Consider the following 13687-nt stretch of genomic DNA (forward strand, 5'->3'; position numbering starts at 1 on the left):
TAAAATTTGTGAGTTTAATCGCGAATTTTCGGCGAATGTCGTCTTCACAGTATAACCAGATTGCTTGGGGTTATATGGTCAAGTGAAGAAGCGCATACGGTGGATGCCTTGGCAGTCAGAGGCGATGAAAGACGTGGTAGCCTGCGAAAAGCTTCGGGGAGTCGGCAAACAGACTTTGATCCGGAGATGTCTGAATGGGGGAACCCAGCCATCATAAGATGGTTATCTTAAGCTGAATACATAGGCTTAAGAGGCGAACCAGGGGAACTGAAACATCTAAGTACCCTGAGGAAAAGAAATCAACCGAGATTCCCTTAGTAGTGGCGAGCGAACGGGGACTAGCCCTTAAGTGGCTTTGAGATTAGCGGAACGCTCTGGAAAGTGCGGCCATAGTGGGTGATAGCCCTGTACGCGAAAATCTCTTGGTCATGAAATCGAGTAGGACGGAGCACGAGAAACTTTGTCTGAATATGGGGGGACCATCCTCCAAGGCTAAATACTACTGACTGACCGATAGTGAACTAGTACCGTGAGGGAAAGGCGAAAAGAACCCCGGAGAGGGGAGTGAAATAGATCCTGAAACCGTATGCGTACAAGCAGTGGGAGCCCACTTTGTTGGGTGACTGCGTACCTTTTGTATAATGGGTCAGCGACTTATTTTCAGTGGCGAGCTTAACCGAATAGGGGAGGCGTAGCGAAAGCGAGTCTTAATAGGGCGTCTAGTCGCTGGGAATAGACCCGAAACCGGGCGATCTATCCATGGGCAGGTTGAAGGTTGGGTAACACTAACTGGAGGACCGAACCGACTACCGTTGAAAAGTTAGCGGATGACCTGTGGATCGGAGTGAAAGGCTAATCAAGCTCGGAGATAGCTGGTTCTCCTCGAAAGCTATTTAGGTAGCGCCTCATGTATCACTGTAGGGGGTAGAGCACTGTTTCGGCTAGGGGGTCATCCCGACTTACCAAACCGATGCAAACTCCGAATACCTACAAGTGCCGAGCATGGGAGACACACGGCGGGTGCTAACGTCCGTCGTGAAAAGGGAAACAACCCAGACCGTCAGCTAAGGTCCCAAAGTTATGGTTAAGTGGGAAACGATGTGGGAAGGCTTAGACAGCTAGGAGGTTGGCTTAGAAGCAGCCACCCTTTAAAGAAAGCGTAATAGCTCACTAGTCGAGTCGGCCTGCGCGGAAGATGTAACGGGGCTCAAACCATACACCGAAGCTACGGGTATCACTTAGGTGATGCGGTAGAGGAGCGTTCTGTAAGCCTGTGAAGGTGAGTTGAGAAGCTTGCTGGAGGTATCAGAAGTGCGAATGCTGACATGAGTAACGACAATGGGTGTGAAAAACACCCACGCCGAAAGACCAAGGTTTCCTGCGCAACGTTAATCGACGCAGGGTTAGTCGGTCCCTAAGGCGAGGCTGAAAAGCGTAGTCGATGGAAAACAGGTTAATATTCCTGTACTTCTGGTTATTGCGATGGAGGGACGGAGAAGGCTAGGCCAGCTTGGCGTTGGTTGTCCAAGTTTAAGGTGGTAGGCTGAGATCTTAGGTAAATCCGGGATCTTAAGGCCGAGAGCTGATGACGAGTGTTCTTTTAGAACACGAAGTGGTTGATGCCATGCTTCCAAGAAAAGCTTCTAAGCTTCAGGTAACCAGGAACCGTACCCCAAACCGACACAGGTGGTTGGGTAGAGAATACCAAGGCGCTTGAGAGAACTCGGGTGAAGGAACTAGGCAAAATGGCACCGTAACTTCGGGAGAAGGTGCGCCGGTGAGGGTGAAGCATTTACTGCATAAGCCCACGCCGGTCGAAGATACCAGGCCGCTGCGACTGTTTATTAAAAACACAGCACTCTGCAAACACGAAAGTGGACGTATAGGGTGTGACGCCTGCCCGGTGCCGGAAGGTTAATTGATGGGGTTAGCTAACGCGAAGCTCTTGATCGAAGCCCCGGTAAACGGCGGCCGTAACTATAACGGTCCTAAGGTAGCGAAATTCCTTGTCGGGTAAGTTCCGACCTGCACGAATGGCGTAACGATGGCGGCGCTGTCTCCACCCGAGACTCAGTGAAATTGAAATCGCTGTGAAGATGCAGTGTATCCGCGGCTAGACGGAAAGACCCCGTGAACCTTTACTATAGCTTTGCACTGGACTTTGAATTTGCTTGTGTAGGATAGGTGGGAGGCTTTGAAGCGTGGACGCCAGTTCGCGTGGAGCCAACCTTGAAATACCACCCTGGCAACTTTGAGGTTCTAACTCAGGTCCGTTATCCGGATCGAGGACAGTGTATGGTGGGTAGTTTGACTGGGGCGGTCTCCTCCTAAAGAGTAACGGAGGAGTACGAAGGTGCGCTCAGACCGGTCGGAAATCGGTCGTAGAGTATAAAGGCAAAAGCGCGCTTGACTGCGAGACAGACACGTCGAGCAGGTACGAAAGTAGGTCTTAGTGATCCGGTGGTTCTGTATGGAAGGGCCATCGCTCAACGGATAAAAGGTACTCCGGGGATAACAGGCTGATACCGCCCAAGAGTTCATATCGACGGCGGTGTTTGGCACCTCGATGTCGGCTCATCACATCCTGGGGCTGAAGCCGGTCCCAAGGGTATGGCTGTTCGCCATTTAAAGTGGTACGCGAGCTGGGTTTAGAACGTCGTGAGACAGTTCGGTCCCTATCTGCCGTGGACGTTTGAGATTTGAGAGGGGCTGCTCCTAGTACGAGAGGACCGGAGTGGACGAACCTCTGGTGTTCCGGTTGTCACGCCAGTGGCATTGCCGGGTAGCTATGTTCGGAATAGATAACCGCTGAAAGCATCTAAGCGGGAAACTAGCCTCAAGATGAGATCTCACTGGGACCTTGAGTCCCCTGAAGGGCCGTCGAAGACTACGACGTTGATAGGTTGGGTGTGTAAGCGCTGTGAGGCGTTGAGCTAACCAATACTAATTGCCCGTGAGGCTTGACCATATAACACCCAAGCAATTTGCTGACCTGAAGAGGCGCCAGATTGCGGTGTGTGAAGACGAAACGAACCGAAAGTTCGAGATACTCACAAAACACACAAACTATCGCATACCCATTCGCTGGAGCGTGAGCCGTAAGGCAAACGAGCTGGCTACCGAATTTCTTGACGACCATAGAGCATTGGAACCACCTGATCCCATCCCGAACTCAGCAGTGAAACGATGCATCGCCGATGGTAGTGTGGGGTTTCCCCATGTGAGAGTAGGTCATCGTCAAGATTAAATTCCGAAACCCCTATCTGCGTAAGCAGGTAGGGGTTTTGTTTGTCCGCAGGGAAAAAAATTCTCCGGTGGCAGCACGCGACCGGAAAACTTCCATCCTCCGTATCGTCACCCTGAAAATCAAGACAACGATTGGCTGTCCGCTCTCAAGACACCTGCCTCACGCGGCGATGAGCTGGCTGAAGCGGATTCGCGCCCGAGACTGGCCGCAAGATACGGTTGCGCGCTGGATCGCTTTGACGATCATCCTGGCCATGCTCATCTCACTGGCGCTCAACGGGTTGTTTATCCAACTGGCCGGGGTTTGGGCCCGCCCGCCGTTGACCGAAATCGGCCTGCTGGAAAAAGCCGCCGCCATCACTCGCGTCATCGAGGCCGCTCCGGCGCCCCTGCGCCACTCATTGGCGCAAGCCGCCAACGAGAGCGGCTTCACTATCACCTGGCACCCTGATCGGCACGACCTCAATCTGCCGACAGTGGACGATCCGAAGTCTGACATCGGCTCGACCATCCTGCAGCCGATGCTCAGAGCCCCAGACCGGCGCATCGAAGCCTATGAACCGGCCGACTGGACGCAGCACACGGAAGACGCGCATTACGCGCTGCTGATCGAGCTATCGGATTCATCCTGGCTGATGTTCTCCGCACCCTCACGCAGTTGGGGGCTCGACGAAGCGCCACGCTACCTGATCGTGATTCTTCTGGTGCTAATCTCCACCGCATTGGTCGCGCTGATCGCCACCCGCCGCCTCGCCACCCCTTTGCAGCGCTTCGCCGAAGGCGCTCGCCGCTTCGGCACGGACTTCCGCGCCCCACCCATCGAACCGCTCGGCCCCCACGAAATCCGCCAGGCCATTCTCGCGTTCAACGCCATGCAGGCCCAGCTACAACACTTCATCCGCGACCGCACGCAAATGCTCGCCGCCATCTCCCACGACCTGCGCGCTCCTCTGACGCGGATGCGCTTGCGAGGCGAATTCATCGAAGACAGCGAGCAACAGCAGCGACTGTTTCGTGACGTGGATGAAATGCAGGCAATGATCAACTCGGCGCTGGAGTTCTTTCGCGATGATGCGCGGCTTGAACCGGCGACCCAGTTTGATCTGGCGGAACTGCTGCAAACGTTACTTGATGATTGCCGCGATCAGGGAATCGGGATTGCCTTTAGCGGGCCGTTGCGGCTGGTGTATTTCGGGCGTCCGTTGGGGCTTAAACGGGTAATTACCAACTTGCTCGATAACGCTATCAAGTACGGTAGTGGGCCGACGGTTGAACTGATCCCCGATGATGGACAGGTGCGGATCAAAATACTGGATTGTGGGCCGGGTATTCCGGATACGAGCCTTAAACAAGTATTTGTGCCGTTCTTCCGGATGGAAGGCTCGCGTAACAAAAGCACTGGGGGTGTTGGTTTGGGGTTATCGGCGGCGCGGGCGATTGTGCTGGAACACGGAGGCGAGCTGACACTGCGTAATCGGTCGATGGGCGGGTTGGAAGCGTTGGTGGTGTTGCCGGTGCATCCGGCGGCGTGAAGAAATGGATTGCCCCTTGGCCTGTTTTCACAGACCAAGGGGCAATCCAGGCGATCAAGTGAACCTAAGCCTCCCAGCCCGCCCCACTGACCGCCGCCTGCGCCAGCGGGTGCAAGTCTGCCCCCTGATGTGTCGTCTGCCAGGCCAGCAACTCCTTGCGCATACTGGGCGTCCAGTACATCTGCAGGTGATTACGCACGCCGAGCACGGCTTGTTGCTGGTCTGGTTCGCTGGCGAAGTACTGGGCGATCTGGTTGGCCATTTTGATCAGGTTGTCAGTGCTCATCGGCGTACCTCGGCTTTTCCGGCGGTGCGTGCCTGGCGGCGTTCGTCGAGCAGACGTTGTTGTTCGTCGCTGAATTCCTGATAGCGTTTTTGCCACTCGGAAGGGTGGTAGACGCGGCTGACTTCCACGGCGGTAACCTTGTACTCCGGACAGTTGGTGGCCCAGTCGGAGTTGTCGGTGGTGATGACGTTGGCCCCCGATTCAGGGAAGTGGAAGGTGGTGTACACCACGCCTGGGGCTACCCGTTCGGTGATCCGCGCACGCAGTACGGTTTGTCCGGCGCGGCTGCCTATGCCGACCCAGTCACCTTCGTTGATGCCACGGCTCTCGGCGTCGGTCGGGTGGATTTCCAGGCGGTCTTCGTGGTGCCAGGCGACGTTGTCGGTGCGCCGAGTCTGGGCGCCGACGTTGTACTGGCTGAGGATGCGCCCGGTGGTCAGCAGAAGGGGATAACGACTGTTGACCTTTTCCTCGGTGGGCACATAACCGGTGAGCATGAAGCGCCCCTTGCCGCGCACGAACTCGTTGATGTGCATGGTCGGCGTGCCGTCCGGTGCCGCGGCGTTGCACGGCCATTGCAGGCTGCCGTGGCGATCCAGTTCGGTGTAACTGACGTTGGTGAAAGTCGGCGTCAGGCTGGCGATTTCATCCATGATTTCTGACGGGTGCTGGTAGTGCATCGGGTAACCCAGGGCGTTGGCCAGGGCCACCGTGCCTTCCCAGTCGGCCTTGCCGCCCAGCGGCTCCATGACTTTGCGCACCCGGGAGATGCGCCGCTCGGCGTTGGTGAAGGTGCCGTCTTTTTCCAGGAACGAGCTGCCCGGCAGGAACACATGAGCGAACTTCGCGGTTTCGTTGAGGAAAATGTCCTGCACCACCACGCATTCCATCGCCGACAACGCCGCGGTGACGTGCTGGGTATTGGGATCACTTTGGGCAATGTCTTCGCCTTGGCAATACAAGCCCTTAAAGCTGCCGCCCAGGGCTGCCTCGAACATGTTGGGAATGCGCAGGCCCGGGTCGGGTTGCAGGGTGACGTTCCAGGCCTGTTCGAACTGCGCCCGTACCACCTCGTTGGAGATGTGCCGGTAGCCAGGCAACTCGTGGGGGAAGGAGCCCATGTCGCAGGAACCCTGAACGTTGTTCTGCCCACGTAGCGGGTTCACGCCCACGCCTTCGCGGCCGATGTTGCCGGTGGCCATGGCCAGGTTGGCGATGCCCATGACCGCGGTGCTGCCCTGGCTGTGCTCGGTAACGCCCAGGCCGTAGTAGATCGCCGCATTGCCGCCGGTGGCATACAGACGGGCGGCGGCGCGGATGTCGGCAGCGGCGACGCCGCAGATGGGGCCAAGGATTTCCGGCGAGTTTTCCGCGCGGCTGACAAACTCGCTCCAGCGGGCGAAATCACTGCCCTCGCAACGGACGTCGATAAAGGCCTGGTTGAGCAAGCCTTCGGTGACGATGACGTGGGCCAAGGCGTTGAGCATGGCGACGTTGGTGCCCGGGCGCAGGGCCAGGTGCAGTTCGGCGCGGGCATGCACCGAGTCCACCAGATCAATGCGTCGCGGGTCGATGACGATCAGCCGCGCGCCTTCACGCAAGCGGCGCTTGAGCTGGGAGGCGAACACCGGGTGGGCGTCGCTGGGGTTGGCGCCCATCACCAGGATCACGTCGGCCTGCATTACCGAGTCAAAACTCTGGGTGCCGGCGGACTCGCCCAGGGTTTGTTTCAAACCATAACCGGTCGGCGAGTGGCAGACCCGCGCACAGGTGTCGACGTTGTTGTTGCCGAACGCAGCACGCACCAGTTTTTGCACCAGGTAGGTTTCTTCGTTGGTGCAGCGGCTGGAGGTGATGCCACCAATGGAGTCGCGGCCGTATTTTTGCTGCAACCGGCGGAATTCGCTGGCGGCGTAGGTCACCGCTTCATCCCAGCTGACTTCCTGCCAAGGGTCATTGATGTGTTTGCGGATCATTGGCTTGGTAATGCGATCCGGGTGAGTGGCGTAGCCCCAGGCAAAGCGCCCTTTGACGCAAGAGTGGCCGTGGTTGGCCTGGCCGTTCTTGTCTGGAACCATGCGTACGACCTGGTCGCCTTTCATCTCGGCGCGGAACGAGCAGCCCACGCCGCAATAGGCGCACGTGGTGATCACGCTGTGTTCGGGCTGACCCAGTTCGACCACGCTTTTTTCCATCAGGGTCGCGGTGGGGCAGGCTTGCACACAGGCGCCGCAGGACACGCATTCGGAGTCGAGGAAGTTATCGCCACCGGCGGCGGCAACCCGGGATTCGAAACCGCGCCCGGTAATGGTCAGAGCAAAGGTGCCCTGGGTTTCTTCGCAGGCGCGCACGCAGCGGTTGCAGACGATGCACTTGCTCGGGTCGTAGTCGAAGTAGGGGTTGGAGGTGTCCTTCTGGTCGGCCAGATGGTTTTCACCTTCATAGCCGTAACGCACTTCCCGCAGGCCGACTTGGCCGGCCACGGTTTGCAGCTCGCAGTTGCCGTTGGCTGAGCAGGTCAGACAGTCCAGCGGGTGATCGGAGATGTACAGCTCCATGACGTTGCGGCGCAGGGTGGCGAGCTTCGGCGTTTGGGTGTGTACGCTCATGCCTTCGCTGACCGGCGTGGTGCAGGACGCGGGGTAGCCGCGCATGCCGTCGATCTCCACCAGGCACATGCGGCAGGAGCCGAAGGCTTCCAGGCTGTCGGTGGCACACAGTTTGGGAATGGTGGTGCCCAGCAGCGCGGCGGCGCGCATCACTGAGGTGCCTTCGGGCACGGTGATGCTTTGGCCGTCGATGTTCAGGGTGACCTGCACCTGACTTTCGCGGGCCGGGGTTCCCAAATCGATATCGGTTTTCGGGTCGAAGAGAGTGATCATTGGTCGGCCTCCGAGGACTGCAGACCGAAGTCGGCGGGGAAGTACTTGAGGGCGCTGACGACCGGATAGGAGGTCATGCCGCCCAACGCACACAGCGAACCGTATTGCAGGGTGTCGCACAGGTCCTTGAGGATGATCACCTGCTCATCACGACCGTTCTGGTCAGGCGCGGCCAGCAGGCGGTCAATCACCTCCACGCCCCGGGTCGAGCCGATGCGGCATGGGGTGCATTTGCCACAGGATTCCTCGGCGCAGAACTGCATGGCGAAGCGCGCCATGTGGGCCATGTCCAACGTGTCATCAGCCACCACCACACCACCGTGGCCGAGCATCGCGCCGATGGCGGCGAACGCTTCGTAATCCAGCGGTGTGTCGAATTGCGACGGTGGCACCCAGGCGCCGAGCGGGCCGCCCACCTGCGCGGCCTTCAGCGGTCGGCCACTGGCGGTGCCGCCGCCGTAGTCTTCCACCAGTTCCCGCAAGGTCAAGCCAAAGGCCCGCTCCACCAGACCGCCGTGACGAATATTGCCCGCCAGCTGGAAGGGCATGGTGCCCAGGGAACGGCCCATGCCGTAATCGCGATAGAACTGCGCGCCCTTGGCCAGAATCAGCGGCACCGAGGCCAGGGTCAGCACGTTGTGCACCAGCGTTGGCTGGCCGAACAGCCCCTGCAACGCGGGAATCGGCGGCTTGGCACGGACGATCCCGCGCTTGCCCTCGAGGGAGTCCAGCAGCGCGGTTTCCTCACCGCAGATGTAAGCGCCAGCACCGACCCGCACTTCCATATCGAAGGCCAGGCCGCTGCCACCGACATTGGCGCCGAGATAACCGTTGGACCGGGCAATCTCCAGCGCCGCACGCAGGGTGGCCACGGCCTGTGGATATTCCGAGCGCACATAGATGTAGCCGTAGGTGGCGCCGACGGTGATGCCGGCAATGGCCATGCCTTCGATCAGCAGGAAGGGGTCGCCTTCCATCAACATGCGGTCGGCAAAAGTGCCGGAGTCGCCTTCATCAGCGTTGCACACAATGTATTTCTGCGCCGCCTGGGTGGCGCGCACCGTGCGCCATTTGATCCCGGCGGGGAAGGCCGCGCCGCCACGGCCACGCAGGCCTGAATCGAACACTTCTGTCGCGGTCTCCTCACCGCCAATGGCGACGGCCCGGGTCAAGCCCTCGAAACCGCCATGATCCCGGTAATCGTCCAGGGACAGCGGCCGGGTAATGCCGGCGCGGGCAAACAGCAGGCGTTGTTGCGTCTTCAGATACGGCAATTCTTCCACCAGACCCAAGGCCAGCGGATGGTCGGACGACTCGCCTTGCAGCGCATCGAGCACCGACGGCACATCGGCAGCGGTCAGCGGACCGAAGCCGATACGGCCTTGCGGGGAGTCCACTTCCAGCAGTGGTTCCAGCCAGTACAGGCCGCGAGAACTGGTGCGTTGCAGGTCCAGCGGCAAACTGCGTTCCTGGGCCTGAGTGGCAAGGGCCACGGCCACCTCATCGGCGCCCACGGCGCGGGCGAGGGAATCACAGGGCAAATAGAGGCGCGGCATCATGCGTCCTCCCGGCAAGCATCGAGCAGGGCATCCAGACGCTCGGGGCTGAGCCGCGCATGCAGCTGACCATCCAGCTCCAGGGCAGGCGAACAGGCGCAGGCGCCGAGGCAATACACCGGACGCAGGCTGATATTGCCGTCGGCGCTGCTGCCGTGGTCGTCCAGTTGCAGACGTTCGCGCAACTGCGCCGCAAGCTGCTCGGCACCGCGGCTCTGGCAGGACTCGGCCCGACACAGACGCAGAATATGCCGGGCGGGGGGCGCGGTGCGGAAGTCATGGTAGAAACTGATCACCCCGCGAACCTCGGCCTGACTCAGGTTGAGCGCGTGGGCAATCTCGGGGATGGCGACATCGGGAATGTAACCGATGCCCTCCTGAATCTCATGAAGGATCGGCAACAGTGCGCCGGGGGAGCGCTTGTGGCGCTCCAACAGGCTGTTGACCATAGGCAGGTGCAACATCTCATCAGGCATACAGCATTCCTCACGATCACGGACAAACCAGGCGGTTGTCAGTTGTCCGAAAGTGTCGGCTGCGGCAGTCACACCACGTCACGGCATCGTGGCATTTTCAGGCCGTTGGCCAGGCACCCTGAGCGGGCATCTTGTTGGGCCCGGTGCGATCTTTGCCGCACCTCTTCAGGGCATAACAGGCAGCTTGCCATGCTGCCTTTGATTCATCTGCACCAAAGCGACGTGTTCGATTCTGTCTACGACTACCTATTAAGTCTAGAAGAGCGCAGCCAAAGGCGTTCGCTCACCGAGTATCTTTCAGGGAATCCTTGAGCGCGATGAGCGGGGTGTCAAAACACTCACTTGGCGAAAAGGATCATCACCCACAACACCGCCGTGGTCAGTGCCGCCAACACACTGCACGCTCCGGCGATCAAATGACGGACGACGGGATATTCAGACTGCTGGAGCCTGGCGATCACCAGAAGCCAGGTTCCGACAAAGGCCCCTAAAACCGCCATCATCGTATAGAAAATGAATACAACGCCCCGTACCGAGTTTCCTCCGGGGACAAACCATCTGTTGAACAGAATCAGCACGGCAATTCCGACAATAAAACTACCCACGGCACCCGTCAGGTTAGCGAGCCACAGATTCATGGCGCCACGGCTCCTCACCACCCCAATCCACATCCCCACTGTCGCAGCGAAAAACATCAACACGCCGATTAGCTGCATTCAATCCTTTTCCTTGTTAACAATTCCCCTGAAACCGCCTTTGGTCATCTTTGATGAGATGAGGCGATGGAGGAACGATATCAAACTGGTGGCTTTGGGCTGAAGGGCGTTGTTGGTTTGATGTGGGTGGATTCCGAGTTGGAGATTTGTTTTTCATCGAGGGGACGGTGAAGTTTGAATTCACCGGCAGGACATCGATGATGGAGCTTTCGACGCTAATTTCTCCGCATTTGCTGTGAGCTGAGTAATCGAAAGCCCCGACAATCTCGGGGCTAATGATGTCTGTCAGTCAAGCGCAATCCCTGTGGGAGCGGGCTTGCCCGCGAAAGCGCCAGGTCAGCCAACATCAATGCTGAGTGCACCGCCGTCATCGCAAGCAGTTGGCTCCCACAGGCCTTATGCCTTACCGACTGGCATCAGAACCATCCCGCCTAAGCACCTTCACCGCATCATCAACCACCGCCTTACTCATCGCCGTCAAATAATGCGCGGCCCAGGCGTGGCGGTCGGTGTCTCTGGCGTAAGCAGCATCTTCGGTCAGCTTCTTGGCGAGAAACAGAAAATCAGAAGCCATGGCTAACGCATCACCGAGGGGAACGCCGCCAGTGACGTGGAACAGGGCTTGATCCGCGCAGTAGATGGCGGGTGTTAGGCCGATGGTTTTGAGTTCTGATTGATCGGTCATTTGCCACCTCCGATGACGGAGAGGCGGTGGGAGAGGGTAGATGGTGAGGCGTTACGCGATTGGGAACTGCATTGAGGGAACAGCCAAAATTTGTACGGATTGATGCTGCGCATTATCAGACTCCTTGATATGGGGAGCCGCCACGTTCGTTTCCACACGAATGGGTGACAGCTGTGCGCAGGGTGGAAAACCGGGAATCAAGGAAACCGGCACGCCCGAAGACGTCCCACGCACAGCCGCCATAACTCACGCCGCAGACATAAAAAAAGCGCCGGCAGACGTGATGGGGGCGCTGTTGCGCCTTGAATTACACGGGTTTCCACACCCGGTCGCTGAATTGGCAGCGACGGCGGGAGGTTATCGTGTAGATCTTTTTCCTGCAACCTTCGACCGGTCCTGGCTCGAGCGCTCCCGCTGAAACCCCTGGCTTCAGACATCGCAAAAAATGTCACTGCCGTCAGATGGACTGTCCCCTTTTTATGCAATTGTTTCTCCCGCACGACAACGCTACCCTTTGCGCCGTTTGGAATTTAAGTTTTTAACAGGAAAAAATAATATGGATATTCAGCACTTCTATCCTTCAGTGCGCCGCTTTATAAAAATTGACGCGATCATACTGCTTTTTATTACCCCGCTTTTTGCTTATGCGGACATTACTGAGGAAGAGGCGACAGCTAACTGTCTTAAAATTAGTGAATACTCCGCCGAGGGCGGAAAGTATTACAAGCTTAAGCAATACGCCAAGGCTCGGGAGCAATACGAGCGGCAGGTCGGCTGGTCGGAGAGTTGTCAGCTGGGCGAAGAGGCAGTTGCGATGGCCTACAATAACGTCGCTCTCACCTATGTACACGAAGGCAATTACCTTAAGGCCCGGGCATGGCTGAATATTCTTCCAAACGACAAAAAGTCGATTTTCAACCTTGAAAAAATCAGTGACGATATAAAAAACTCGGTAGAGAAACTGTCTGCTAAGTCAGAAGGGCAATATTGGCAATATGCCGGGGCTTCGTTATGGAACACCATGACTATCAAGCCGCAGGGTCAGAAATACAAAGTTGATTTTCAGGGTTATTACGCTGGCCTGATGGCGATGTACTACGGTCCCAATATAGGTGAGTTTTCAACGGTATTAGAGGTTGATAATGGCAAGGCTCAATACGCCATGAGCGGAGATGACGAAGGCGACTGCGTATACGACTTCGACATTAAAAAAGATCTGCTCACTGTAAAGCGCACGGCAGGTGAGTGGTGCGGCTTTGGTCATAATGTGGGTGCTGAAGGCGTTTATAACAGGGTTGAGTTCTAGCAGCTTTCTTGAAATTCGCGAAATTTGGCAAACAGCCGAAACCCGACATAGTCGGACTGGTATTTGTACGAGTGTCGGTAGTAGCAATCCCAGTAGCTGATCATGCGTGCTTGCGTCGTTTGAAAGTACGCCTGATTGTCCCGAATAAAACGACCGTAAAGCGCCGGATCGAACTTGGGTAGGTGCGCTTCAACGGTTTCTAGAATCTGGATGACGTACTCGCCCGTCAGTTGCAACACGAACGGGACAATCAAAGGGGCATGCACTGAGAGAATCCGTTCCAATTGACGTTGGCGCACATGACCATCGTGGTGCCGTGTCAGAAGGCACGAGTACAAAAGGCTCTGGGTTTCATTCAAGTAGCCAAAGGCTGTTTCATAACCTAGGTCATAAATCCGGTAGGGAATGATCAAGTCCTCCTCGCCGACTCTGATCTCTATGAATCGATGCATTTCCACACGCGCCTGGCAGAGCTGGCCTATAACCTGGTCGAGAGCCTCTGCCTCTTGTTTAAGAAAAGCCGGAAACGCCTGGTTTGCACGCTGCATTTTCATTCACTGAATATCTTTCAAGTATTCCTTAAGGGCAATGAGCGGCGTATCAAGCTGTTCCATCGTCTGCGCAGCGCTGAAATCTCCTGACAATCTATCCAGCTCTCGACCCAGCGGCGTGCCACCCCCACCTATCGCCTCAAGCGCCAACCCCACGCACTCACCCACTTTGACCTTAATGGTCTCGACATCCCGCCGCCGCACCAGCAACTCAAACACATCCCGCTGGTAATCACCCATGAGCAGATCGTCACGCAAAATCGGACTTGAATCTTCCGTCTCATAAGCCAGCTTGAGAGAGAAGAGGGCAACAGTTTCCAGCTGCAATTCCATGGGGGAATCCTTGTGAAATGTTCCACCGGTGCGGGACGTGCGTGAGAAGAAGCAAGATCAAAAGATCGCAACCTTCGGCAGCCCCCACACGACAGCGGTGCGGGCAATGACTTTTCTA

At 57.3% G+C, this 13687-nt stretch carries 10 protein-coding genes, 2 rRNA genes and 1 pseudogene; 5 read left to right on the forward strand and 8 right to left on the reverse strand.

Going from position 1 to position 13687, the window contains the following annotated elements; all coding sequences use genetic code 11:
* The first annotated feature begins 76 nt into the window (after positions 1-76).
* The 3 genes from PSH97_RS04785 to PSH97_RS04795 all read left to right on the forward strand — a co-directional run bounded on the left by PSH97_RS04785 (position 77) and on the right by PSH97_RS04795 (position 4778).
* Positions 77-2968, forward strand: a 23S ribosomal RNA gene (locus PSH97_RS04785).
* A gap of 159 nt (positions 2969-3127) precedes the next feature.
* Positions 3128-3243 (forward strand): 5S ribosomal RNA (gene rrf, locus PSH97_RS04790).
* Between the two features lie 173 nt (positions 3244-3416).
* On the forward strand, positions 3417-4778 hold the full coding sequence (locus PSH97_RS04795) for an ATP-binding protein (RefSeq protein ID WP_305448308.1): 1362 nt from the start codon (positions 3417-3419) through the stop codon (positions 4776-4778).
* Positions 4779-4842: 64 nt separating this feature from the next.
* On the opposite strand, the gene PSH97_RS04800 is transcribed toward PSH97_RS04795, so the two are convergent.
* From PSH97_RS04800 to PSH97_RS04820, 5 genes are all read right to left on the reverse strand, one after another.
* The gene (locus PSH97_RS04800; RefSeq protein ID WP_305448309.1) at positions 4843-5064 is read right to left on the reverse strand and encodes a formate dehydrogenase subunit delta; all 222 of its coding nucleotides are present in this window, start codon (positions 5062-5064) and stop codon (positions 4843-4845) included.
* Positions 5061-7946, reverse strand: coding sequence for a formate dehydrogenase subunit alpha (fdhF, locus tag PSH97_RS04805; RefSeq protein WP_305448310.1), 2886 nt, complete (start codon positions 7944-7946; stop codon positions 5061-5063). The genes PSH97_RS04800 and fdhF overlap by 4 nt, the downstream gene beginning before the upstream one ends.
* Positions 7943-9505, reverse strand: a complete 1563-nt coding sequence (locus tag PSH97_RS04810) for a formate dehydrogenase beta subunit (RefSeq protein WP_305448311.1) — start codon at positions 9503-9505, stop codon at positions 7943-7945. The genes fdhF and PSH97_RS04810 overlap by 4 nt, the downstream gene beginning before the upstream one ends.
* Positions 9502-9978, reverse strand: a complete 477-nt coding sequence (locus PSH97_RS04815) for a formate dehydrogenase subunit gamma (protein ID WP_305448312.1) — start codon at positions 9976-9978, stop codon at positions 9502-9504. Before PSH97_RS04815 ends, PSH97_RS04810 begins: the two co-directional genes overlap by 4 nt.
* A 338-nt stretch (positions 9979-10316) precedes the next feature.
* Positions 10317-10694: a hypothetical protein gene (locus PSH97_RS04820; RefSeq protein WP_305448313.1), complete on the reverse strand. Its 378-nt coding sequence runs from the start codon at positions 10692-10694 to the stop codon at positions 10317-10319.
* A gap of 114 nt (positions 10695-10808) precedes the next feature.
* Here PSH97_RS04820 and PSH97_RS04825 point away from each other — a divergent pair.
* A pseudogene (locus tag PSH97_RS04825) lies at positions 10809-10933 on the forward strand (PH domain-containing protein); the annotation flags it as partial.
* Positions 10934-11097: 164 nt separating this feature from the next.
* Here the strand turns inward: PSH97_RS04825 and PSH97_RS04830 are convergent.
* Positions 11098-11379, reverse strand: a complete 282-nt coding sequence (locus PSH97_RS04830; RefSeq protein ID WP_305448314.1) for a DUF3077 domain-containing protein — start codon at positions 11377-11379, stop codon at positions 11098-11100.
* A gap of 556 nt (positions 11380-11935) precedes the next feature.
* On the opposite strand from PSH97_RS04830, the gene PSH97_RS04835 reads away from it, so the two are divergent.
* Complete coding sequence (locus PSH97_RS04835) at positions 11936-12685, forward strand: tetratricopeptide repeat protein (RefSeq protein ID WP_305448315.1); 750 nt, start codon at positions 11936-11938, stop codon at positions 12683-12685.
* Here PSH97_RS04835 and PSH97_RS04840 read toward each other — a convergent pair.
* Together PSH97_RS04840 and PSH97_RS04845 are read right to left on the reverse strand one after the other, a co-directional pair.
* Positions 12682-13239 (reverse strand): hypothetical protein, encoded by a 558-nt coding sequence (locus PSH97_RS04840; RefSeq protein WP_305448316.1) that lies wholly within the window; start codon positions 13237-13239, stop codon positions 12682-12684. The two genes, PSH97_RS04835 and PSH97_RS04840, sit on opposite strands and share 4 nt — an antisense overlap.
* Positions 13240-13569 carry a hypothetical protein gene (locus PSH97_RS04845; protein ID WP_305448317.1) on the reverse strand — a complete coding sequence of 110 codons (330 nt, stop codon included), beginning with the start codon at positions 13567-13569 and terminating at the stop codon, positions 13240-13242.
* Positions 13570-13687 lie beyond the last annotated feature (118 nt).

It is taken from the genome of Pseudomonas cucumis (assembly GCF_030687935.1).
GTDB lineage: Bacteria > Pseudomonadota > Gammaproteobacteria > Pseudomonadales > Pseudomonadaceae > Aquipseudomonas > Aquipseudomonas cucumis.